Genomic DNA, 21,105 nt, shown 5'->3' with positions numbered 1-21,105 from the left:
ATGTTTAACAAGATAAAAAAGCGTGATGGGCGGGAAGTTGATTTTGATGAACATAATATAACTGAAGCAATTTTTAAAGCTGCAAAGTCAGTTGGTGGAGCAGATCGGCAATTAGCAATGGAATTAACGTTAGAAGTATTAAAAATTTTAAAGGAAAAATATAGAGAAAAAATTTTTAGCGTTGAAGAAGTACAAGATACTGTAGAAAAAGTACTGATTGAAACCGGTCATGCTAAAACGGCAAAGGCATATATTTTATACAGGGATAGAAGAACGAAAATTAGAGATGCTAAATCTGATTTAATGGATACGGTTGCAGAAATTTTAATAGAAACAAGTAGAGAAAATGCGAATATATCAAATTCTCCATCTGCTAAAATGTTACAAATTGCTAGTGCTGCAAGTAAAGTTTACTATTTAAATCGATTGATTCCGGAAAAAATCGCCAATGCGCATATGTGTGGCGATATTCATATTCATGACCTGGATTATTATGGTAAGACGTTAAATTGTGTACAAATTCCTTTAGGAAAGTTATTAAAAAATGGCTTTAATAATGGAAATGGTTACATTAGACCGCCTAAACGCCCTAATGCGGCTACTGCATTGGCTGCAATTATTTTGCAGAGTTCGCAAAATGATATGCACGGAGGACAATCCTTTGCTTTCTTTGATCGTGATATGGCAGCATTTGTGGAAAAAGCATCAAATGATGAAGTCTACCAGGCGATGGAAGCCTTCATCTATAATTTAAATAGTTTGCATAGTAGAGCGGGAGCGCAGGTTCCTTTTTCAAGCATTAACTTAGGGACGGATATATCAGAAAGCGGTCGGAGAGTTACAAAAAATCTTTTACTTGCCTATGAAAAGGGGCTGGGACGTGGTGAAAACCCAATTTTCCCTAATATTATTTTCAAAGTAAAAGAGGGAATTAATTTTAATCCCGGGGATCCTAATTACGACTTGTTTAAATTGGCGATTCGAGTAGCAGCGCAAAGATTAAATCCTACCTTTAGTTTTCTTGATGCTTCATTTAATAAAATTTATGGAAATCAGATTGCCTATATGGGCTGTAGAACTCGCCTTATGGCAAATGTTTGCGGACCAGAGGTTACAGATGGAAGAGGAAATTTAAGCTTTACGACGATTAATTTGCCGCGAGTGGCAATACAGGCGAGAGGGGATTTAATTGCTTTTTATCAACGACTTACAGAATTGATAGACCTAGTGGTTGAACAATTATTACATCGCTTTAAAGTACAAGGAAATTTAAAAGTGAAAGATATGCCCTTTTTAATGGGACAAGGCGTATATTTAGATTCGGAAAAATTAAATTTTAATGATAGAATAGAAGATGTGATAAAGAATGGATCTTTATCGGTAGGGTTTATAGGTTTAGCAGAAGCCTTATATGCGTTAATGCGAAAGCATCATGGAGAAAGCAAGGAAGCGCAACTTTTAGGCGAAGAGATTATTGCTTTTATGCATAATAAGATGAATAAAGCAACGGAGCGCTATGGTCTTAACTTTTCTTTGATTGCTACTCCTGCTGAGAGTTTAGCAGGGCGTTTTGTCAAACTTGACCGAGCTCAATATGGCATAGTAAATGGTGTGAATGATAAGGATTATTATACCAATTCGTTTCATATCCCAGTAAATTATAAAATTAATGCATATGAAAAAATCCAGCTGGAAGGAATTTATCATAAATATACTTTAGCAGGGCATATTAGTTATGTTGAATTTGATGCACCGCCAATTAATAATCTTAGTGCGGTGGAAGATATCATTCGTCATATGAAGGCTTCTGATATAGGTTATGCAGGAATCAATTTCCCGGTGGATTTTTGCGAAAATTGTGGGTATATTGGTGTAATTCATTCAGATAGCTGTCCATTATGCAAGCAAAATAATATTAAGCGTATTCGCAGAATTACAGGATATTTAAGCACAATTAATCGTTTTAATGATGCAAAATATGATGAGTTAAATGATAGAATTGTTCATTTGTAGTAATTTGCTATAAATAATTAAACGCCCACATATTTGTGGGCAGTTTTTTATTTAAGATTTGGAGGAGTTTTATATGTCGTGGGTAATAAAAGAAGCCCTAAATAAAATATTAGACCAGGAAGAAGGATATATTACTTTTCCGGCAGGTCAAAGAACACCATTTGCATTAGTATATCCCAATTCATATCATGTAGGTATGTCGAATTTGGGGATTCATATTTTATATAAGTTATTAAATGAGCGCAAAGATATTGCATGTGAACGCTTCTTTTTGCCGGAGAAAAAATTTGAAGCAGAGTTTATCAAAACGAATACTCCTTTGCTAAGCTTAGAGACGCAGATGCCATTGCACAAATTTCCGCTCATCGGGATTAGTATATCCTTTGAAATGGATTATTTTAATATCGTCAAGATATTGGATATGGGAAAAGTGAAAATATTTGCAAAAGATAGAAGCGACATGGATCCGATTGTTATCGCAGGGGGACCTTGCGCAACTTTTAATCCAGAACCATTAAGTGATTTTATTGATGTTTTTGTTATTGGTGAGGGAGAAAATACCGTTCAAGAGCTTATGGATGTATATTTTTCAGCAATTGATCAAGGGTTATCAAGAGATGAAGTCTTGCTTTCCTTTACGAAGATTCCAGGTGTTTATATTCCTAAATTTTATCGGCACCAGCTTAATGAAAATAATCAATTAACTGTTATACATCTTACAAGTGTACCAGAGAAAGTAACTCGTCAATGGGTAGAAAATTTAGATGATTTTGATGCGCAGAGTGTCATTTTTACGGATAAAACTGAATTTGGTGGGTTATGTTTACTAGAAATAGCTCGTGGTTGTGGCAGACATTGTCGATTTTGTATGGCGGGATATTGTTTTAGAAAGCCTAGGACGCGTTCATTAGAAAAGCTAAAAGTAAATTTAGAAGAAATAAAAAAAGTTGGGAAAAAAGTCGGATTGATGGGAGCTGCCATTTCAGATTATCCTGAAGTTGATGCATTATGTAAAGATATATTGGGACTTGACATGAGTATGTCGGTTGCGTCATTAAGGGCTGATTCTTTTACGAATGATTTAGCCGATTCTTTAGCTAAAAGTGGATTGAAGACAATTACTTTAGCGCCTGAGGCTGGAAGTGAAAAATTACGAAATGTAATAAATAAAGGGATTAATGAAGAGGATTTATTTCGGGCAATAAATATCGCAGTCAACGCGGGAATAAAAAATTTAAAGCTCTACATTATGATTGGTTTGCCATTTGAAACAGATGACGATATTGAAGAAATTATTAAAATGGCAAAGAAGATAAAAGACTATAGAGAAAAGTTAAACTGCCGAGGAACGATTACTTTGAGTATAAATCCTTTTATTCCTAAACCTTTTACCCCATTTCAATGGTTGCCAATGGACGATTTAAAAAATATCGATTATAAGTTAAAGCAGATAAAGCAATCGTTAAAGGGAATTAAAGGAATCGAAATTATTATGGAATCTCCTAAAGAAGCTTATGTGCAAGGAATACTCGCGCGCGGAGACCGAAGGGTTGGAAAGGCTATTTATGACGCTTATCAACTAGGTGGAAGTAAAAAACTAAAAGTTTCCCTGGAACAAAATGGCTTAGAGGATTCTTTTTACTTATATCGAACCAGAGATAAAGATGAAGTATTTCCATGGGAAACTTTAGATATGGGGTTTACGAAGCAATATCTTTATGATGAATTGCTAAAAGCTGCCGAACAGAAAAAAACAATAAAATGTTTTGATGGCTGTAATCGATGTGGAGTTTGTAAACACAGTGAATAAGGATGTGACAAGATGTGTCGTTTTTATATAAAATGCAAAAATAATCTATGGTATGGATTTTTTAATCACTTTAATTCTAACTTAGTTACCCAAGCAATATCTACACGATTTCATGGTGTTAGTAAGGCTGAATTTTCCTCTTTGAATTTAGCTTTGCATAATGGTGACAATTCGAAAGATGTATGGCAAAATCGCGAGGCTTTTTGCTTAGGATTAGGAATCGATGCAAAAAAAATAGTAACTGCGCAACAGGTTCACGGAACGAATGTTCTTTGCGTCGATGAATCTTACTTGGGGCGGGGGGCCTTCGATTATGAGGAGGCAATTGAAAATACAGATGGACTGATTACCAATGTACCCGATTTACCATTGATGATGTTTTTTGCAGACTGCGTTCCCATCTTAATTTTTGATCCAATAAAAAAAGCAATTGGAATTTGTCATGCTGGTTGGAAAGGAACTGTACACAGAATTGCTCAAAAAACTGTACAAGCTATGGAAAGTTCATTTAATTCAAGGCCAGAAGATTGTTTAATTGGAATTGGACCATCTATAGGCCCATGCTGTTTTGAAGTAGATGAACCTGTGTATACACAATTTAAGCAGGCGTTTCCTTCGCTTACTTACAAGCAAACTTCAAAAGAAAAATGGAAAATTAATCTATGGGAAGCAAATAGGCTTCAGCTAAAGAATATTGGTGTTCTTGATAAAAATATAATTTGTAGCAATGTTTGTACAAAATGCAATTCAGATGTATTTTTTTCCTATCGTGCTGATGAAGGAAAAACAGGACGAATTGCAGCGATAATTCAATTAAAAAGTTAACAAATATTTGTTTTGATGATATTTTAGTAGAGGATATTTATATTTCTTCTCGAATTATCCATATGATGGAGGGGTTATCGTTGATTGCAGAAAAATTAACCCAGGTTATGCGAAATATAGAAATAGCGAAAGGAAATAGAAATCGCTATTTTGATGAAAATGTAAAATTAATTGCAGTAACAAAAAATCATGACGTAAATGCAATGCGCGAAGCGATAGACCATGGAGTAAAATTTGTGGGAGAAAATCGCATTCAAGAAGCAATGCAAAAGGTTGAAACATTAAATCGTTCAGTAGAATGGCACTTAATTGGACATCTACAGACAAACAAAGCAAAGTATGCAGTGGATTTATTTGATTTAATTCATTCGATTGATAGTGAAAGGTTAATGGCTGAAGTTAACCGTGTCGCTAACAAAATAAATAAGATACAAAAGGTATTACTTCAGGTAAATGTCTCAGAGGAAAAAAATAAATTTGGTATTTCTACAAAAGAAATAGAACCATTTTTAGATTCTGTTGGACAATATGATCATATTCATTTATGCGGTTTAATGACAATTGCGCCACACTATAACAATGTTGAAGATGCCAGACCAATATTTAGAGAATTGTTCCAGATTTTTTGTAATTTGAAGCTGAAGCGTTTTAAAAATGTTTCTATGGACTGGTTATCTATGGGAATGACCAATGATTATATGGTAGCTATAGAAGAAGGTGCAAATTTAATTAGAGTTGGCACGGGGATTTTTGGCCAACGGCAATATTGATGGAGGGGAAAAAATGAGTTTTTTAGATAAAGTGTGTGGAAAATTAGGTCTTATGGATACGGTGGATACTGATGAGGAATTTAAGGAATCTCCATTACCTACTGAAAATGTCAATGAGACGAAATCCAAAAAGGCAGCAGGAACTAGTTCAACCGCAACTTCCTTTAGCAATGTAATCAATATGCCAAAAGCTAATATCACTGCGGTGAAACCATCGGTAAAAGTAATTGTAGTAGAGCCGTTTTCCTTTGATGATGCACAACATATTGCAGATCATTTAAAAAACCATAAACCGGTTGTGGTTAATTTTGAGAATACAGATCAAGAAGTAGCTAGGCGTATGATTGACTTTATTAGTGGAACAGTTTATGCGTTAGCAGGAACGATTAAAAAGGTTGGAAACAATATCTTTTTATGTACTCCAAGTAATGTTGATGTAGCTTATACCCCTAAGAATGAAGAAGAATCTGAGTTAGTTATGCCTTGGTTAAATAAATAGGAGGAAGCAATTTGGATAATTTAAAGATTGGATTTATTGGTGGCGGGGCAATTGCTGAAGCTATTTTAAGTGGGATAATCAAAGCAGGATTAGTTCCTGCAAGAAATATTAATGTAGCTGAGATTATTGAATCACGTCGAGCATATTTACAAACTACATATAATATTGAAGCTCAAGGTGAAGGAAATATTGTTGGAAGTAGTGTAGATGTTTTATTTTTAACAGTGAAGCCACAAGTTGTTCATGGTATTTTAAAGTCTATTTATAAAAGTGTAAAAAAGGACACCTTAATTATCTCTGTTGTTGCTGGATTGACTTTAGAATCCTTACAAAGATATTTTTCAGAACAACCCGTAATTCGCGTCATGCCTAATACGCCAGTAGCAGTAGGAGAAGGAATGGCGGCAATTGCAATGGGACAATATGCGACAGAAGACGATAAAAAAATTGCATTAGAAATCTTTGATTCAGTTGGTAAGGCAGTTGTTTTAAGTGAGAGTGCCATGGACGCAGTAACGGGATTGTCAGGTAGTGGTCCGGGATATGCTTTTGTTATTATTGATGCTTTAGCTGATGCTGGAGTAAAGATGGGATTAACTCGAGATGTATCAATTACACTTGCTGCTCAAACGATGTTGGGGGCAGCGAAAATGGTTTTGGAGACAGGCAAACATCCGGCTGAGCTTCGTGATATGGTCACTTCTCCAGGAGGAACAACTATTGCAGGAATTTACGAATTAGAAAAAAGTGCTGTAAGAAGTGCTTTAATTGATGCGGTTGAATCTGCAACGAATAAATCTAAATCAATGGGGAAAAAGAATGGCTGATCGTGAAAAAATATTGAGATATTATCGTGGAACTGAAGGAGCGGAAATTGCGGCTAGATTACTTGATATTGCAGAGCTTGTGTCTAAAAATCGCAAGTATAAGGTGAGTGAATTTTTAGACCCGTATGGCTATACAATTGCTGAGACGATTGCCGCGTCTTACGATAATATAGAAATTAATAGTTCTGGGGGGTACTATGGAGCTGAGCGGCAGCGGGTTTCCTTTAAACATAAAGATTTTCTTGGCAATGAGGATTTTGCGATAAAGGTAATCAAAGCGACTTGGAATGATAAGTATTATCATATTTCGCATAGGGATATCCTCGGCTCTTTAATTGGCCTTGGTATCGAAAGAAATGTCCTTGGTGATCTATTAGTGAAAAGTGATCATTGCAAAATATTATTAGATAGCACCATTTATGAATATGTTATGCAGAATTTTATTCAAATTGGAGCGGCAAGTATTAGTGTAGAAGAATGTGATTTAAGTGAAATTGAACCTAAAGAAGAGCGGTGTAAAGAGATTAGGGCAACTGTAGCATCGCTTCGACTTGATTCAGTTGCTGCAGCAGGTTTTAGTTCATCACGTAGTAAAATTGTTGCGGATATTGCAACAGAAAAAGTAAAACTAAATTGGCAATCAATCAAAGGCGCTTCACAGACAATAAAAGTTGGGGATATTATCTCAATGCGTGGGCGAGGCAGAGTTGAAGTAGAGGAAATCCGTGGACAAACTAAAAAAGGTAGAATTAGTATTGTATTAAAAAGATACATATAAAGTGATATTTGAGGAGGAGTATGCATGCTTACACCATTAGATATTCATAATAAAGAATTCAAAAGAAGTTTTCGCGGTTATAATGAAGATGAGATTGATGAGTTTTTAGATAGGGTTGTTAAAGATTATGAGCAACTATATCGTGAAAATGTTGACTTAAAGGATTCTATTGATAAACTTAAAACTAAAGTTGAACATTTTCAGCATTTGGAAAATACTTTACATAATACTTTAGTTGTAGCTCAGGAAACTGCAGAAGAAGTGAAATTAAATGCGAAAAAAGAAGCAGAGCTCATTATAAAAGAAGCAAAGGCTACAGGACAGCGTTTGCTTGATGAAGCAAATCTAAAAGTAAAAGAAAAAATGACTGAATATGAAGAAATAAACCAGAGATCACAGCTTTATCGAACAAGAATGCGTACATTGGTTTTGACTCAATTAGAGCTATTAAAAGATTCTGATGAGGCAGAGGAAGAATAATTTAATAAAGAATTTGACTACGAGATATTAATTTTGTATAATATCTCGTAGTTAGTTGTTCATTATATGTTAAATAGTTATGATAGAGAGAGTAATTAGCAATCATTTTTTTCAGCGAGTCGGGAAATGGTGGGAGCTCGATAGAAGTTGTTAATGAAGATCACTCTTGAACTGCGGATTGAACGTAAAGTAGATTGCGCCGAATGACGAACGTTATAACGTCAAAAGTGGCTTTTTATGAGATAAGTCATTAGGGTGGTACCACGGGAATAACCTCTCGTCCCTTTTTGGGGATGGAGAGGTTTTTTTATTTTACTTACTTTTGGAGGGAAATATTTTGGATTATAGTAAAACTTTAAATTTACCAGATACTGAATTTCCGATGCGCGGTAATTTGCCACAAAGAGAACCGGAAATGTTAAAACATTGGGAAGAAATAAATATTTATCAAAAACGACGTCAGCAAGCATCAGGCAAGCCACAATTTATTTTACATGATGGGCCTCCATATGCGAATGGAAATATTCATATGGGACATGCTTTAAATAAAGTATTAAAAGATATTATTATGAAGTATAAATCATTGCAGGGCTTTGATACCCCGTATGTTCCAGGCTGGGATACACATGGATTGCCAATTGAACACGCAGCAATAAAAATCTTAGGGTTAAATCGACATGAATTAGATGCACTAGCTTTACGCAAAGAGTGTAAAGATTATGCGTTAAAATATGTTGATATTCAAAGAGAGGATTTCAAACGCTTAGGAGTTCAGGCCGATTGGGACCATCCTTATGTGACTTTGCAACCAGAATACGAAGCAAAGCAAATTGAAGTATTTGGTGAAATGGCGAAAAAAGGCCATATTTATAAAGGGCTTAAAACTGTTTATTGGTGTACCTCTTGTGAAACGGCTTTAGCAGAGGCTGAAATTGAATATGCAGAGAAAAAATCTCATGCAATTTTTGTAAAATTCCCTTTAATTGATGCGAAGAATAATTTACCGAGTGGCGTGGATGCAAGTAAGGTTTATGCTGTTATTTGGACAACGACACCTTGGACGTTACCTGCCAATGTTGCAATTGCAGTTAGTCCAGAATTTGAATATTCTTGGGTGCAAGTAAACGAAGAAGTTTATTTAATGGCTTCTGGTCTAATTGAAAGTGTAATGAAACAGTGCAAAATTGAAGATGAATATAAGGTTTTAGCGAAGATAAAAGGTGCAGATTTAGCCGGAATGGTGTTTGCTCATCCATTCATTGACAGACAATCTCCGGTTGTAACTGCCGACTATGTAACATTAGAACAAGGTAGCGGATGTGTTCATACAGCACCGGGACATGGGCAAGATGACTTTGAAACGGGAATGAGATGTAAATTACCGATTATCAGCCCTGTAGATGCTAGTGGTAAATTTACAAGTGAGGCTGGGAAATATGAAGGTATGCTTGTTCATGATGCAAATGTACCAATTATTAAGGATTTAGCTGCATCGGGAAAATTACTTGGCAATGGTTCCATTCGTCACCAATATGCACATTGTTGGCGTTGTAAAAATCCAATCATTTATCGTGCTACTGAACAATGGTTTGCCTCTGTTGATGGGTTTAGGGACGCGGCTTTAAAAGCAATTGAAGATGTAAAATGGATTCCTGCCTGGGGTGAAAATCGAATTCATAATATGGTGGCAGATCGTCATGATTGGTGCATTTCACGTCAACGTGTTTGGGGGATGCCGATTCCAATTATGTATTGCAAAAAATGTAATGAACATATTATTAATGATGATACAATTCATGCAATAAAAGACTTATTTAAAAAAGAAGGATCTAATGCATGGTGGGCGAAAACTGCAGAAGAAATTTTACCAGAGGGCTTTGTTTGTCCGAAATGTGGTCATAACCATTTCCGTAAAGAAAGCGATATTATGGATGTGTGGTTTGATAGCGGTTCAAGTCATGCTTCTGTATTAGAACAGCGCGAAGGTTTGGCTTGGCCGGCCGATTTATATCTCGAAGGCAGTGACCAACATCGTGGTTGGTTCCAATCTTCCCTATTAACATCAGTTGCAACGCGTGGTAAAGCACCATATAAAGCTGTACTGACCCATGGCTTTGTCGTTGATGGTGATGGTCGTAAAATGTCTAAATCTATTGGAAATGTCGTGGCTCCAAAAGACATTATTAGTAAATTTGGTGCGGATATTCTACGTTTATGGGTTGCATCAGCCGATTATCAAGCAGATATTCGTTTGTCGCAAGATATTTTAAAACAAATGTCAGAAGTTTATCGGAAAATTCGTAATACGTTCCGTTATATTCTTGGCAATACAAATGGGTTTGATCCTAACAAAGATAAAGTAGCTTATGCTGAATTAAAAGATCTGGATAAATGGGCGCTATTACGTTTGGAACAAGTTCGCGAGACGGTTACTGAGGCATATGAAAATTATGAATTCCATGTGGTTTATCATACGATTCATAATTTCTGTACAGTGGATTTAAGTTCGATTTATTTGGATATTTTAAAGGATCGCTTATATACATCTTTGCCAAATTCTCTGGAAAGACGTGCAGCTCAAACGACGATGTATGAAATTTTAAAAACATTAGTCAAAATGATTTCGCCGATTCTTACCTTTACCTCTGAAGAGGTGTGGAAGTATATGCAAAAAGAAACCGGGATGCCTGACAGCGTACAGCTTGCATCATGGCCAAAAGCACAGACTGAATATTTGAATGCCGAGTTAGAACAAAAATGGAGTAATGTTTTAGCTATGCGTGGTGAATTAACAAAAGCATTAGAGATTGCTCGCCGCAATAAAGTGATTGGACATCCGTTAGATGCTAAATTAAACATTTATGCAGATGGAGTAACATATAGTGAATTAATGAATATCAAGGAAGCTTTACCTTCAATTTTGATTGTTTCTCAAGTAAATGTTATTGAAGGTACTGATAAAGCTTTAGGAGAAAGCGTATATAAAAATCCAGAAAAAGAAATTGCCGTTGAGGTAACATTAGCCGAAGGTGATAAATGTGAACGATGCTGGATTTATGATGATTCAGTAGGCGCTGATACTGAACATCCAACTTTATGCAAACGTTGTGCTGAAGTTGTAAAACAACTTTAATATAAGAAAAAACGGGCTTAGCCCGTTTTTTCTTATATTAAATGGCAATGCTATAAATGGAGGTTTTGTCATGGAAAATGAGCGTATGAATAAGTTGGATAAACAAATAGATAAGTTAGCTGATCGATTAGAGTCTATGAGAATTGCTGAGTATATTGATTTATTACAAAAACCATCTAAAATCATTTATTTGAATTTTTTGGCTGGGATCTCTAAAGGATTAGGAATAGCTGTAGGTGCTACAATTGTTTTTGCAATTCTTATTGATTTGTTAAGTCGGTTGATTGTATTGAATTTACCTGTTATTGGAGATTTTATTGTCCAAATCCTTCATATCATTGAAGCAAAACAAGGTAACTTGTAATAGGTTTAATTAACTTAAAGAGGAGATACTGTGAAGAATAAAGAAGGCTTAACAATACGATTTTTATCCATCATTGGGATATTCTTTTTGTATTATTTAGTTCCGGAATTACAGAAATTTTGCAAAGATGTATTAGAAATATTGCGAAGTGCGAATATTGAAGAAATGAAGAACTTTTTAATTTCATATGGAATATGGATGCCTATCATGAGCATTCTTATTATGATTTTTCAGTCATTGTTTCCTTTTATTCCAGGAATGATTATTACTTTGGCAAATTCTTGGTTATTTGGTTGGCAATTAGGGGCTTTATATTCCTGGATTGGGGCATTATTAGGTGCGATTATAGATTTTTTATTGTCAAGATTTTATGGGAAAGTTATCATAGAAAGGATTGTTCCCGAACATTACTTGACAATATTTAATGATTATATCCGGGAAAATGGTTTATTTGGTGTTCTAGCAGCACGTATTATTCCCATTGTACCTTTTAAAGTGGTTAGTTATAGTTGCGGGCTATCCAAAATGCAAATTTTTTATTTTATTATTGTGACTGGAATTGGACAAATTCCAGGAATTTTAATTTATTCAATCATAGGTGAGAATGTTTTCTGCTCCCCCCAATTCAGTATATTTGTTACTTTACTTCTTATTGTTTGTGGGCTTATTTTATATTTTCAAAGAAAAAGGATTACTGAATTTTCTTTTTGTAGATGGCTAAAATCTTTTTCGATAATTAAATAAAGGGTTGTTTTTAGAAGACGCAGAATTGATTTAAGTAGTAAGTTTTAATAAATTAAGCAAGATGATATAATAAAGCAATGTAAGAATGAAAAAATTTGTGTTAGGAGAACGCGTGTGCCGATATATTTTTTAGCTATTGGGATAATTTTGTTAGATCAAATTAGTAAATTTCTTATTGAAAATAGTATGGAATTAGGAGATTCTATTCCTGTGATAGAAGGGATATTCCATATTACCTATATATTAAATCCAGGAGCGGCTTTTGGAATATTAGAAAATCAGCGACTGTTTTTTATTTTAATTGCTACAATTATGATTTTAATGACAGGATATATATATCCGCGCATCCCTCAAAAATCTAAAATGCTTAGACTTGGTGTGGGAATGCTTTTTGGCGGAGCTGTAGGGAATTTGATAGATAGGATAAGGACTGGATTAGTTGTAGATTTTTTTGACTTTAAAATTTGGCCTATTTTTAATATTGCAGATATTTTTATTGTTGTTGGCGTAGGTATGATTATTATTGCAATGTTTTATGCAGATTGTAAGATGAAGGGAGAAAAAAATGAGTAATCAATTTACCTTTATGATTACAGAAAATGATGTAAATCAAAGATTGGATCTTTACTTAGTAGATCATATAAAAAATTTATCGCGTTCGCATATTCAGAAAAAAATTGAACAAAACCAAATTTTTGTGAATGACAGAGTTGTGAAATCAAATTATAAGCTTAAATTATCAGATAAAATAGATGTTACAATAGAGGAGCCTAAACCAGTAGAAATTGTACCTGAAGATATCCCATTAGACATTTTATATGAGGATGAGCATTTGATTGTAATAAATAAAAAAAGAGGTATGGTTGTACATCCTGCAGTTGGAAATTATACGGGTACTTTAGTTAATGCGCTTCTATTTCATTGTGATGATTTATCTGGAATTAATGGTGAAATTAGACCGGGAATCGTTCATCGACTCGATAAAGATACATCAGGTGTTATGGTTGCTGCAAAAAGCGACATTGCACACTTGAATTTAGCCGCCCAAATAAAAGCTAAGACAGCACAAAGAAAATATTTAACGATTGTACATGGAAATATTAAAGAAGATGAGGGCGTTATTGAAGGGGCAATTGGTCGTCATGTCACGGATCGGAAAAAGATGTCGATTGTTTTTGAAGGTGGCAAAGATGCGATAACTAAATTTAGAGTGCTTGAACGTTTTGTTGAATATACATTAGTGGAATGTAGCCTTTTAACTGGAAGAACACATCAGATTAGAGTACATATGACTTATATCGGGCATCCGGTTTTAGGAGATCCTAAATACGGTACGTTAAAGTCACCGTTTAAAATTGAAGGACAAGCACTTCATTCTGCTACTTTGGAGTTTATTCATCCAATTACAGAGGAAGAAAAGTTTTTTTCTGCTCCATTGCCGGAGGATATGGAAAAGATTCTAAAAGTTTTAAGGTTGAAGATGAAGCGATAGGAGGAGTTTATATGAAAAATATTATTGAAAAAACTGTGCTTATGGATAGCCAAGCAATCAAACGTGCACTAACGCGTATTTCACATGAAATCAATGAAAAAAATAAAGGGATACAAGATATTATTCTTGTTGGCATTAGAACGCGTGGTGTTCCGATTGCGGAGAGAATTGCGAAAGAAATAGAAAAGATTGAAGGGGTAAAAGTTCCGGTGGGAACGCTCGATATTACATTATATCGTGATGATTTATCTACTTTAGCTTATCAACCGGTCGTTCACCAAACAGAAATTCCTGTTGATATCACAGGAAAAATTATTATTTTAGTTGATGATGTCTTATATACAGGGAGAACTGTTCGCTCAGCATTAGATGCATTGATCGATATGGGAAGGCCGCGTATTATTCAATTGGCGGTATTAGTTGATCGCGGACATAGGGAGCTGCCGATCAGAGCTGATTATGTAGGGAAAAATGTTCCTACGGCAAGCAAGGAAATTATTAGTGTACAGATTGCTGATGTAGATGAAATAGATCAAGTGATACTTAGTGAATTAAAAGAAGCATAGAAAAGAACTGTCGATGAATGTCGACAGTTCTTTTCTATTGATTGATAAAGGGATTTATTATTATTAACCGAATATTAAATGTTAAAAATATTTTTGGAGATTAGTAGGAAAATGGAGAAAATAACGTCAGCTCAATTAGCTGAATTAATAAACTTAGATAAACTTACAAGTGATCAAATAGATGAACTGCGTAATGATCCTCGTAGTACAATAAGTAAACTGATTAAAAAGTGGGATAAATTGCAGTTGGAAAAGGCCCGTGTACAAACGTTATATCATTATGAGTTTCAATTAAAGAAAAAAGGAATAAATTTTATCGCTGGCGTTGATGAAGCTGGGCGAGGGCCATTGGCCGGTCCCGTCGTCGTTGCTTCGGTGATATTGCCGTTAGGAATACATATTCCCTATATTAATGATTCTAAAAAACTTTCACAAAATAGACGGGAAACTATTTATCAGTTTATTTTAGATCATGCAATCAAGATAAAAAGAGCGGTTATTTCTGAAAAGGTTATTGATGAAATCAATATTTATCAGGCGACAATTCAGGGGATGTATCAGGTCATAGATGAATTACAGCCACAGGTGGAGGCTGTATTAATTGATGCAGTTAAGTTGGATAAATTAGCTGTTCCATCCATCTCAATTATTAAAGGGGATGCATTAAGTGCATCAATTGCAGCAGCTTCTATTGTAGCAAAAGTTGAACGAGATAGACTGATGGATCAAATTGACAAAAAATATCCGATGTATGGTTTTGCTAAAAATAAAGGGTATGGTACAGCAGAGCATATCCAAGCGATTCAAACTTATGGAGCGTGCGAATTTCATCGCAGAACCTTTGAACCAATTAAATCTTTGGAGGTGAGCAATCAATGTCGATGAATAATGTAAATACAAATGTGAGCGGCGTTGCCCGTCCAAGTCAAGTGTCTAGTACGCAGAGTAAGCCCAATGTTAGCAGTGCTTCGTCATTTCAACCGAAAACCGAAGTCAATATCGAAAACTCCGTACAAAGCACATTAAATGTATTAACGAAGACTATTTTAGATAAGATGGACGTAAAGCAAGAACTTCCTCCAGCGTTACAAAAAATGATGAATGAAATATTGCAAAGCTCTTTTTCCTTAGAATCCTCTGTAAGCCAAGGCTTATCAGATACAATTCAAAGTCAGAAAGTTTGTTTGGAGCAGTTAACTATTTTAGCGAAATTTCTTGAACAATTAGGGGTTGAGTTTACACAAAGTTCAATAGAGAAACTTCCTGAAATCTTTAAAACATTGTTCGCAAATTTAAATTTGAATGGAAAAGAAAATGGGATAGAGATTAATGCAACGAATTTAAATAAAATTGCTTTGCAATTGTTAGAAGGAAAAGAGTTTAATCAGCTTCCCCAAGAAATACAGTTATTATTGCTGAATAATTTTTCGCTTGTTCAAGCGCCAATACAAAAATCACCAGAGACGGATATTTTACAACAGCTGATTAAGTTTTTTATTCCTTCAGCTAAAAGTGAGAATTCTGGAGCAGAAGTTGCAGAAAAATCTATTGCGAATGAGCAGGATCCGACTAAGCAAGGACAGGCGCAGGATAAAGATTTATCTAAAAATGAAGTGAAAGAGAAAAATAATAGTGAAGTTCTTGATGCAAAGAAAAATGCAAATGAAACTGTAACGAATTCTTCCAAAGATACACCGAATGTAAAACAAGAGAATTTAGCAAATTCAGCTAAAGGACAAGTTCTAACTGAAAAGAATCTGGGCGAAGGATTGGCAAAAGGGACGAAGAATACAGAGCAACTTGGAAAGCAAAATATAAATGAAAACTTAGAAATTGGACAGAAAAATTCTCAAAATGCGAATGCTGTAAATTCTAATTTGGCAAATCAGATAAATAGCAAGGATATACAGGCGCTATTGAAAAATTTATCAATGCAATTGTTGAATAGTAACAAAGAGCTGTCGGAAGAAGATGTAACTTTACTAAAGAATTTTATCAATGATAAACAAAGTGTGTTATCAGAAAAAGATGTTGCCACTCTTAAAACATTATTAACTATGGCTGAAGAAAACATTCCGTTTTCAATCCGGCAAGCGGCGGTGAAAGAAAATTTGCCGGAGTTGCCAAAGCTTTGGGCGTTTGTCCAACTTACGAATTTGACAAAACTCTTAGATTTAAATCAAAATAAATTGCAAAATGCAGGTAAAAATATCTTGGACTTTTGTAATGGGTTAAAAAAGGCTTTAGAATCTGAGGTAGAGGTAAGTGGCAATCAAAAATCTATGTCATTTATGTCACCTATCTATCTTGGCGATAATGAACATCAATATCCTGCCTATATTCACATTTATCATCAGGAGGCTGAAGAAAAGAACAATAAAAAACAAGAAGCTGAAACATGGTTAAGAATATGTTTAATTACAGAAAATATTGGTGCAGTAGAAGTAATCTTTCGTTTATATGAAGGTGATAAGCTAAATCTCCGTTTAGCGTTTTCAAATGAAGAAAGTGTAAATTCTTTTAGTGAATTTATCCCTGAGCTGGAGACTGCCTTTAAAAAATTACCATTTACCTTAACAGATGTAAAAGTAAATGAAATAGGTGAAAAACAATATGGATAAAGAAAATATTAGTGGGAAGCAAGCGATTGCGTTAAGCTATGATGAAGAAAAATTTACTGCACCAAAAGTTGTAGCAAAAGGGAAAGGGTATGTCGCGGAAAATATTATTCAAGCGGCAAAGCAAAATGCAGTTCCGATTTATCAAAATAAAACGTTGTCAGCTATGCTGATGGCAGTTGATTTAGATAGGGAAATTCCCCCTGAATTATATAAAGCGATTGCTGAAGTTTTAGCTTATGTATATCGAATGGATCAAAAAGCGAAGCCTAAACTTTTTTAGCTAAAGAAGGTTTAAAAATGAATAATCGTGAGTTTGGAATCCAAGGGGAAAAAATTGCAGCAGATTATTTATTAGCGAAAAATTATAAGATATTAAAATGTAATTATAAAATAAAGCTTGGGGAAATTGATCTTATCGTGAAAAAGGGATCGCTTATCACATTTGTTGAAGTAAAAACAAGAAAAAGTTTAAATTATGGCGTACCATCACAAGCTGTGAATTGGAAAAAGCAACGTAAAATTATCCAAGTGGCACAAGTATATATCTCTACGATAGAAGAGGAAAATTATCATTTTAGCTTTGATATTATTGAGGTGGTATGGAAAAATAATCATTCATGGGATGTAAATCATATTATCAATGGGTTTGAAATTTAGATAGGAGTAAATATGCGTATAATAATAGGAATTACAGGTGCAAGTGGATCTGTATATGCATTAAAATTAATAGATGTATTAAGAAAGCAGCGTTGTGAAGTTCATGCAGTTGTTAGTAACAGTGGTTGGGAGGTGCTTGACTATGAAATGAATATTACAAGAGAAGTACTGCGTCAAAAAGTAGATGTGTTACATGAAGTAAATAATATAGGGGCGAGTATCGCAAGTGGTTCATTTAAAAATGATGCAATGATTGTTGTTCCTTGCTCTATGAAAACGTTGGCCTGTATAGCAAATGGTATTTCCGATAATTTGTTAACTCGTGCTGCTGATGTTACATTAAAAGAAGGACGATCTTTAATTATCGTACCTAGAGAAACACCGATAAATGCGATTCATTTAGAAAATATGTTAAAACTAGCAAAGCTAGGCGTTAAAATTCTCCCAGCGTGTCCAGCTTTTTATCATAAACCAGATACAATAGAAGATTTAGTTGATATGCTTGTCGGAAAAATATGCGATTTAATATCTGTTGAACACGATTTATTTAAGCGTTGGGAGGGGAATGGTCGATAGGGAGGTACATAGATGTTTGCACAAACTTTAGGTTCTACAACACTTGGAGTAAATGGCATATTAATTAATGTTGAAGTTGATATGGGAAATGGTTTGCCGAGTTTTGATATTGTTGGCTTAGCGGATGCTGCGGTAAGAGAATCAAGAGAACGGGTTCGGGCTGCAATTAAAAATTCTGGATTTAGACTGCCAGCAAGAAAAACTACGATTAATTTAGCTCCAGCAGATATTCGAAAAGATAGTTCTGGCCTTGACCTACCGATTGCTATAGGTTTATTAGTCGCGGCTGGATTTATCTCTCAAGATTCGATTGCAGATACAATGTTTGCCGGTGAGTTATCACTTGATGGAAAATTACGAGGGATTGCAGGTCTTTTGCCAATGGCAATTCATTGTCAAAAGCAAGGAATTCAAAAGCTTGTTGTATCTCCAGAAAATTCGAATGAAGCTCTGTTGGTAGAAGGATTAACGGTATATGCACCACAGTACTTATCAGAGCTTATTCGTTATATTAATGGTGATGAAAATTTAAAGCCTTGCAATAAGAACAGTACTACGGCGATTGTTGATTCATTATCAGATGACTTTTCTGATGTTCAGGGACAATTTGCCGCAAAAAGAGCACTAGAAATCGCAGCTGCTGGCGGGCATAATGTACTTATGGTCGGACCGCCAGGTAGTGGTAAATCGATGTTAGCGAAACGAGTAAGTACAATTTTGCCGACAATGTCAAGTCAAGAGGCGCTAGAAGTTACAAAAATATATAGTGTTGCGGGTTTATTAAAAGATAACGCTGGTTTAATAAGAAGCCGCCCATTTCGTAGCCCTCATCATACCATATCAGATGCAGGTATGATTGGAGGTGGACGTATACCAAAGCCAGGAGAAGTAACATTAAGTCATAATGGTGTACTTTTCTTAGATGAGCTACCGGAGTTTAGCAAAGTTGCTTTAGAGGTGTTACGGCAGCCTTTAGAAGATGGACAAGTAGCAATTGCAAGAGCCAATGCATCTATTACGTACCCATCAAAGATCATGCTTATTGCAGCGATGAATCCCTGTCCGTGCGGATTTCTAAGTGACACAAAGCAAGTATGTATTTGTACACCAGCGGAAATTAAACGCTATACTAGAAAGATTTCAGGCCCATTATTAGATAGAATAGATATTCATATTCATGTTCCTAGATTAGAGTATTTGGAGTTCACAGATTTAAAAGTAGCAGAGTCTTCGTCAGTTATTAGAGCAAGAGTGGAGAAAGCCCGTACGATTCAAAAGAAACGTTTAGAAAACTATCACCTTTTTTGTAATGCGCAGATGGGTCATAGACACCTAAAGAAAACTTGCTTAATAAACTCGAAAGGAAAGATTTTATTAGAACAGGCATTTACGCGGATGAATTTATCTGCACGAAGTTATGATCGCATTATAAAAGTTGCAAGGACTATTGCGGATTTAGCGGACTGTGAAGAAATTGTGGAGCAGCATATTGCAGAAGCAATTCAACTGCGTGGAAATTACTCTACAATTTAATTTTATTTGGAGGTAATTCATATCAAAAAATTTTTAATGCCTGATTTAGTACGAAAGTCTGTTTTTGAAATTGATTTAGAGGAATTGAGGAGACAAGGAATTCGTGGGCTGATTTTAGATTTAGATAATACGGTTATTCATTGGAATCGTGATGTGTTAGAAAGTAAAATGTGCGATTGGTTTTATCTAGTCCATGTTCATCAGTTCGAAATATGTTTTTTATCTAATAATTTTTCCACGCGTGTATCGCGAATAGCAAAAGAAGTAAATGCTTATTATGTTGCCAGGGCTTGGAAGCCTTTTGGAAAAGGATTTAAAAGTTGTATAAAAAAAATGAATTTGCCGTCAAATTCTGTTGCAGTTATCGGGGATCAATTATTTACTGATATACTAGGTGGAAATTGTGCAGGTTTATTTACGATTTTAGTGAATCCGCTAAGTAAGGATGAATTTGTGACAACGAAAATCATGCGCATTTTTGAAAAAAAGATTTTAAAAAAGTATAAATAATGATTGGGGATTTTTATGTTAACAGGAAAAACAAAAAATATTGGAGTAATTGGATGTCCAATTGAGCATTCTTTGTCACCTTTAATGCAAAATATCGCAATAACAGATTCTGGACTTGACTATGCATATACGGCAATGCTGGTTCATCCGCATAAGTTAAAAGAGGCAATTAAAGGATTGCAGGCATTAAATTATCGAGGGGTTAATGTGACGATTCCTCATAAAATTGAGGTTATTTCGTTACTAGATGAAATAGATGAGAATGCAAAGATGATCGGTGCAGTCAATACAATTCTTTTTGAAGATAACTTGATAAAAGGTTTTAATACAGATGCCAGCGGGTTTATTAATTCACTCTATAATCATAAGGTGAAAATAAAAGATGAACAGGCTGTTTTGCTTGGTGCTGGTGGTGCTGCTAGGGCTGTAATTTGGGGCTTAATTAAAGCTGGAATAAAATCTATTGTGATTGGCGTTAGAAATCCATTGAAAGTGCAACCGTTAGTAGATGCTTTCAAAGATTATTTAGCTATTGAGGCTCAGGATTGGACAACGGACGCGTTTCAAAGTAAATTAACTGATATGTCGCTGTTAATTAATGCAACACCATTAGGAATGCATCCCAATTTGGAAGAAAAGCCACCTATTCAATGGAATAAAATTAAAAATAGGATTGTTGTTTATGATTTGATTTATAATCCCTCAATTACAAAATTTTTAAGCGAAGCTCAGCAAAACGGACATAAAATTATGAATGGGGCGGAAATGTTAGTTGAGCAAGGTGCTGAATCATTTAAAATCTGGACGGGTATTATGCCAAATACTAAAAAAATGTTGCAAGTTTTGTGAAAAAGTATAAATTTTCTTACTTTTTTTTCTTTTTTGGCAGGATTTATATATTAAAAGA

22 protein-coding genes and 1 other annotated feature are annotated in these 21,105 nt (G+C 34.8%); all 22 genes read left to right on the top strand.

Annotated features, from left to right (window positions below; all coding sequences use genetic code 11):
- Nucleotides 1-2,013, top strand: a complete 2,013-nt coding sequence (nrdD, locus tag ACWZFG_RS03770; protein WP_418627111.1) for an anaerobic ribonucleoside-triphosphate reductase — start codon at nt 1-3, stop codon at nt 2,011-2,013.
- Nucleotides 2,014-2,086: 73 nt separating this feature from the next.
- A complete protein-coding gene (locus ACWZFG_RS03765) occupies nt 2,087-3,823 on the top strand; it encodes a TIGR03960 family B12-binding radical SAM protein (RefSeq protein WP_455577117.1) in 1,737 nt (578 codons plus the stop codon).
- A 12-nt stretch (nt 3,824-3,835) separates the two neighbouring features.
- Nucleotides 3,836-4,648 carry a peptidoglycan editing factor PgeF gene (gene pgeF, locus ACWZFG_RS03760; protein ID WP_177503141.1) on the top strand — a complete coding sequence of 271 codons (813 nt, stop codon included), beginning with the start codon at nt 3,836-3,838 and terminating at the stop codon, nt 4,646-4,648.
- Nucleotides 4,649-4,710: 62 nt separating this feature from the next.
- Nucleotides 4,711-5,418, top strand: a complete 708-nt coding sequence (locus ACWZFG_RS03755) for a YggS family pyridoxal phosphate-dependent enzyme (protein ID WP_455577116.1) — start codon at nt 4,711-4,713, stop codon at nt 5,416-5,418.
- Between the two features lie 13 nt (nt 5,419-5,431).
- On the top strand, nt 5,432-5,917 hold the full coding sequence (locus ACWZFG_RS03750; RefSeq protein WP_147668355.1) for a cell division protein SepF: 486 nt from the start codon (nt 5,432-5,434) through the stop codon (nt 5,915-5,917).
- Between the two features lie 11 nt (nt 5,918-5,928).
- Complete coding sequence (gene proC, locus ACWZFG_RS03745; RefSeq protein WP_147668357.1) at nt 5,929-6,744, top strand: pyrroline-5-carboxylate reductase; 816 nt, start codon at nt 5,929-5,931, stop codon at nt 6,742-6,744.
- Nucleotides 6,737-7,522, top strand: coding sequence for a YlmH family RNA-binding protein (locus tag ACWZFG_RS03740; RefSeq protein ID WP_177503137.1), 786 nt, complete (start codon nt 6,737-6,739; stop codon nt 7,520-7,522). The genes proC and ACWZFG_RS03740 overlap by 8 nt, the downstream gene beginning before the upstream one ends.
- 24 nt (nt 7,523-7,546) lie before the next feature.
- A complete protein-coding gene (locus ACWZFG_RS03735; RefSeq protein WP_177503135.1) occupies nt 7,547-8,002 on the top strand; it encodes a DivIVA domain-containing protein in 456 nt (151 codons plus the stop codon).
- 70 nt (nt 8,003-8,072) lie between these two features.
- Nucleotides 8,073-8,290: a binding site (T-box leader), on the top strand.
- Nucleotides 8,291-8,339: 49 nt separating this feature from the next.
- A complete protein-coding gene (gene ileS / locus ACWZFG_RS03730; protein WP_418627107.1) occupies nt 8,340-11,135 on the top strand; it encodes an isoleucine--tRNA ligase in 2,796 nt (931 codons plus the stop codon).
- Nucleotides 11,136-11,205: 70 nt separating this feature from the next.
- Nucleotides 11,206-11,499: a DUF5665 domain-containing protein gene (locus ACWZFG_RS03725; protein ID WP_177503131.1), complete on the top strand. Its 294-nt coding sequence runs from the start codon at nt 11,206-11,208 to the stop codon at nt 11,497-11,499.
- A 30-nt stretch (nt 11,500-11,529) separates the two neighbouring features.
- A complete protein-coding gene (locus tag ACWZFG_RS03720; RefSeq protein WP_418626990.1) occupies nt 11,530-12,243 on the top strand; it encodes a TVP38/TMEM64 family protein in 714 nt (237 codons plus the stop codon).
- Nucleotides 12,244-12,357: 114 nt separating this feature from the next.
- Nucleotides 12,358-12,816, top strand: a complete 459-nt coding sequence (gene lspA, locus ACWZFG_RS03715; protein ID WP_177503127.1) for a signal peptidase II — start codon at nt 12,358-12,360, stop codon at nt 12,814-12,816.
- Nucleotides 12,809-13,735 carry an RluA family pseudouridine synthase gene (locus ACWZFG_RS03710; protein ID WP_418626991.1) on the top strand — a complete coding sequence of 309 codons (927 nt, stop codon included), beginning with the start codon at nt 12,809-12,811 and terminating at the stop codon, nt 13,733-13,735. Before lspA ends, ACWZFG_RS03710 begins: the two co-directional genes overlap by 8 nt.
- Nucleotides 13,736-13,746: 11 nt before the next feature.
- The gene (gene pyrR, locus ACWZFG_RS03705) at nt 13,747-14,301 is read left to right on the top strand and encodes a bifunctional pyr operon transcriptional regulator/uracil phosphoribosyltransferase PyrR (protein ID WP_418626992.1); all 555 of its coding nucleotides are present in this window, start codon (nt 13,747-13,749) and stop codon (nt 14,299-14,301) included.
- Between the two features lie 111 nt (nt 14,302-14,412).
- A complete protein-coding gene (locus ACWZFG_RS03700; RefSeq protein WP_455577115.1) occupies nt 14,413-15,186 on the top strand; it encodes a ribonuclease HII in 774 nt (257 codons plus the stop codon).
- Nucleotides 15,177-16,922, top strand: coding sequence for a hypothetical protein (locus ACWZFG_RS03695; RefSeq protein ID WP_455577114.1), 1,746 nt, complete (start codon nt 15,177-15,179; stop codon nt 16,920-16,922). Before ACWZFG_RS03700 ends, ACWZFG_RS03695 begins: the two co-directional genes overlap by 10 nt.
- Nucleotides 16,915-17,202: an EscU/YscU/HrcU family type III secretion system export apparatus switch protein gene (locus ACWZFG_RS03690; RefSeq protein ID WP_147668379.1), complete on the top strand. Its 288-nt coding sequence runs from the start codon at nt 16,915-16,917 to the stop codon at nt 17,200-17,202. Before ACWZFG_RS03695 ends, ACWZFG_RS03690 begins: the two co-directional genes overlap by 8 nt.
- Before the next feature lie 17 nt (nt 17,203-17,219).
- A complete protein-coding gene (locus ACWZFG_RS03685) occupies nt 17,220-17,579 on the top strand; it encodes a YraN family protein (protein ID WP_177503116.1) in 360 nt (119 codons plus the stop codon).
- A 12-nt stretch (nt 17,580-17,591) separates the two neighbouring features.
- Nucleotides 17,592-18,155 carry a UbiX family flavin prenyltransferase gene (locus ACWZFG_RS03680; RefSeq protein ID WP_147668383.1) on the top strand — a complete coding sequence of 188 codons (564 nt, stop codon included), beginning with the start codon at nt 17,592-17,594 and terminating at the stop codon, nt 18,153-18,155.
- A 12-nt stretch (nt 18,156-18,167) separates the two neighbouring features.
- Complete coding sequence (locus ACWZFG_RS03675; protein ID WP_177503114.1) at nt 18,168-19,688, top strand: YifB family Mg chelatase-like AAA ATPase; 1,521 nt, start codon at nt 18,168-18,170, stop codon at nt 19,686-19,688.
- A gap of 6 nt (nt 19,689-19,694) precedes the next feature.
- On the top strand, nt 19,695-20,198 hold the full coding sequence (locus ACWZFG_RS03670; RefSeq protein WP_455577113.1) for a YqeG family HAD IIIA-type phosphatase: 504 nt from the start codon (nt 19,695-19,697) through the stop codon (nt 20,196-20,198).
- 15 nt (nt 20,199-20,213) lie between these two features.
- On the top strand, nt 20,214-21,047 hold the full coding sequence (locus ACWZFG_RS03665) for a shikimate dehydrogenase (RefSeq protein WP_177503111.1): 834 nt from the start codon (nt 20,214-20,216) through the stop codon (nt 21,045-21,047).
- Nucleotides 21,048-21,105: the final 58 nt, after the last annotated feature.

It is taken from the genome of Anaerosinus sp., from assembly GCF_965318445.1.
This window is presented reverse-complemented; position numbering and strand designations above follow the sequence as displayed.